3 protein-coding genes are annotated in these 2444 nt (G+C 36.5%); all 3 read left to right on the top strand.

From position 1 onward, the window contains the following. Window positions 1–301 (top strand): carbamoyltransferase C-terminal domain-containing protein (locus F6K49_RS41425; protein ID WP_293106946.1); only part of this gene is annotated, 301 nt, incomplete at its 5' end. 107 nt (window positions 302–408) lie between these two features. After that, on the top strand, window positions 409–1683 hold the full coding sequence (locus F6K49_RS41430; RefSeq protein WP_293106949.1) for an ABC transporter ATP-binding protein: 1275 nt from the start codon (window positions 409–411) through the stop codon (window positions 1681–1683). 99 nt (window positions 1684–1782) lie between these two features. Beyond that, complete coding sequence (locus F6K49_RS41435) at window positions 1783–2154, top strand: hypothetical protein (RefSeq protein ID WP_293106952.1); 372 nt, start codon at window positions 1783–1785, stop codon at window positions 2152–2154. Window positions 2155–2444: the final 290 nt, after the last annotated feature.

A 2444-nucleotide genomic window follows, 5' to 3' on the forward strand; every position in this document is an offset into this window, starting at 1 on the left:
AGAGCAAATTCAAGCTGTCTGCCATAATGGCACAGGTCGCCTACAAGCTATTCGCCAAGAATCTAACCCGTTCTATTATCAAGTAATCGAAAATTTTGGTGAGGCAACTGGAATTCCCATCCTCTTAAACACTTCCTACAATTTACGAGGTGAACCAATTGTGAATACACCAGAGGATGCCTTGCGCACATTTGCTTACAGTGATATTGATCTACTCGTGATGGGTAACTTTTTAGTTTCCAAATCCAATAAAAATCAACCGGTTTTATCTAAAGTAAAAACGCCACGCCCAATAGCTTAATAGATGTCTTAATTAGGGTTAAGTATGAATCCCTTGTCAACGGTACTTAGTACAAAGCTTATCGCCTTTATATGTTATTATTTTCACTTAATAAGATTTAAGTTAGTATGTCTGATAGTGTTATTAGGGTTGAAAACTTAGGTAAAAAGTACCTTATTGGTCACCAACAGCCGGAAAAATATACTGCACTGCGGGATGTAATTGCTAATGGTGCTAAGAATCTATTCAAGTCTTTCCAAAACCCAAAAGCCCGAATCCCAAATTCTACAGAAGAGTTTTGGGCGCTCAAGGATGTTTCATTTGAAATTAAGCAGGGAGATAGGGTTGGGATTATCGGGCGCAATGGGGCGGGTAAGTCTACACTGCTGAAGATTTTAAGCCGGATTACGGAGCCTACTAAGGGCAGGATTGAGATTAATGGGCGGGTAGCCAGTTTATTAGAGGTAGGTACAGGATTTCACCCAGAATTGACTGGTAGGGAGAATATATACCTCAATGGTTCAATTCTGGGGATGAGTAAGGTAGAAATTAAGCGAAAGTTTGATGAGATTGTAGCGTTTGCGGAAGTGGAGAAGTTTTTAGATACTCCGGTGAAGCGGTATTCTTCAGGGATGTATGTCAGATTAGCGTTTGCAGTCGCGGCACATTTGGAACCTGATATTCTGATGGTCGATGAGGTGTTGGCAGTTGGGGATGCGCAGTTTCAGAAGAAGTGTTTGGGGAAGATGGAGGATGTGGGGAAGGAGGGGAGGACGGTTTTATTTGTAAGTCATAATATATCGGCTATCAAAACTCTTTGTCACACAGGAATTTATCTTGACAAGGGAAATATAGGTTATCTGGGCGATGTTAGTACGTCAGTGACAAAATATCTGACTTCTGGGGAAACACAAGAATTACCATATATTTCCCTAAGAGAAAATGCCAATTTGCCGATTCAACTTTTGTTTGTAAGTGTTGTCAATGAACAAGATGATTTGGCTACGCAACATCCCTATAATGAACCTTTTTCTTTGAAAATTCAGGTGCTAGTGCGTTCTCGAATATCAAAAATATATCTGGCTTCCCATATTCATGATTCTGATTTAGAAACTTTGATTTTTACGAGAGACTTTGAGCTTGATGAAAATTTTCTTATGCACCGAGAACCTGGAGTTTATACATACTCAATTAAAGTACCAGCTCCTTTGCTAGTTCCAGGAAAATATCGAATAAGCGTTCATGTGGCTCGCTCCTCACCTGCAGAAATAATTACTGGAGTTGATTGCGTTTGTCCCTTTGAGATTATTGATAATGGTAGCACTAGAGCCAAAACAGGTTTTCCTTGGAGAGGAAAAATTTATACTCCTCTCAAATGGGAAGTCATTAGTAGAACAGTATAGCTATTTAAAACTAAATGATTTTAATAATAAATAGAGGTTAACAATTAAAATATACTAGTCATTAATTATGCAAAATTAGCGACAGTAGATGAAATATTTATGTTTAAATATAAAGATTTTTATCTAGATATTTTTCCTGGTTATACACCATATCAATGGGGAATAAAAGCGCACAATCGCCCTTGGATAGAAGAGGTATGTCAATTTAAAAAGGGTCAAAAAATTATTGAAATGGGAGGTGCATACAGTCTATTACCTAAGTATTTAAGTGAGAAATATGAGGTGGAAGCGTGGATAGGTAATGATTTTGGTAAATCAACTGGAGATTCTCTATGGTCACGGTGGGGTGATCCTGAACAACTGCCCAATAAATATCCTTCTATTAAATATGTATTTGAGCCGTTTGGCAATTATAGCGAAAAGTATCCTAATCAATATTTTGACTATATATTCAGTGTATCTACCCTATAACATATACCAAATTAAAAGCGTTTATAAGTTTTAAAATATATTTATTGATGTCTTAAAATAGGAGGAAATCAGCTACATACAATAGATATTAAAATTTTCCTAAGCATTGTTTATTACACTTTATAACAGATAATTTGCCCATTCAAATCAAATTAAATAAGAATTTTTTTTTCAGAAATTAGATGCTGGATATAAGCCTTTTAAAAGTCAGGAATTAAGATTAAAATTTCTGTGCCGAATTCAATCTCTTTGCTGGATAGATCGGTCTTAGTTGAGTCACCTGACGTAGT

This window comes from Moorena sp. SIO3I6, from assembly GCF_010672095.1.

Bases quoted from the DNA above. Each gene is read 5' to 3' on its own strand.
- F6K49_RS41430 (WP_293106949.1), top strand. From the start codon at position 409: ATGTCTGATAGTGTTATTAGGGTTGAAAACTTAGGTAAAAAGTACCTT.
- F6K49_RS41435 (WP_293106952.1), top strand. From the start codon at position 1,783: ATGTTTAAATATAAAGATTTTTATCTAGATATTTTTCCTGGTTATACA.